Genomic DNA, 562 nt, shown 5'->3' with positions numbered 1-562 from the left:
TTATATTGCAGATGTTGATTCTATCATAAAATCTTTAAATCGCTTTGTAAGGTGCTTTTTTGTCGATTTAAATGCATATCTAATCGTAAAATGATCAGCACTTTTCACTAGTTTGCTGTTTTAAGCCGCTTTAGAATTGCTACTGTCATGACACTCTTCACTAGGCTTGCCTATTCTCATGAATGAAATGCGCTTGCCTCCTAAAGCTAGGTTACGCGTATTTTCAACTGCTATAAAAACCTTCTCAGCAACACCATAAAGCCTGCTTTCTAAATCGCGACAATACTGCACCAGATCAGCGCATGAGGGGACAAATGTTGTGGACATGCCTTTTGCCTCACCACGTATAAGATTTTTAACGGCTTGCAATAAAGACCAGAGTGAAATGCCGTTAAGAGCAGCGATATAAGCCTTTGCACGCGCTTCTGCATTAGAAACTTTTTGCATTGTCAAACCACCTTCAAGCACATCAAGAGCTTCTGCTATGTCTTCAACAGATGCTTTCAAGGTAAGTAAGTTTTGAACAGTCTGATAAGCTTCTAAAGCTTGTTTCTCTAGGGTT

Annotated in this window: 1 protein-coding gene; it reads right to left on the bottom strand. The window is 39.3% G+C overall.

The features are described 5' to 3' along the window. Window positions 1-120 precede the first annotated feature (120 nt). The coding region (locus tag ACFIJZ_RS10145) for a hypothetical protein (protein WP_375632053.1) at window positions 121-562 on the bottom strand (442 nt) is incomplete at its 5' end.

It is taken from the genome of Bartonella sp. CL70QHWL (assembly GCF_042194855.1).
GTDB lineage: Bacteria > Pseudomonadota > Alphaproteobacteria > Rhizobiales > Rhizobiaceae > Bartonella.
The sequence above is the reverse complement of the archived record's forward strand: the minus strand, read 5'-3'. Positions and strand labels throughout refer to the sequence as shown.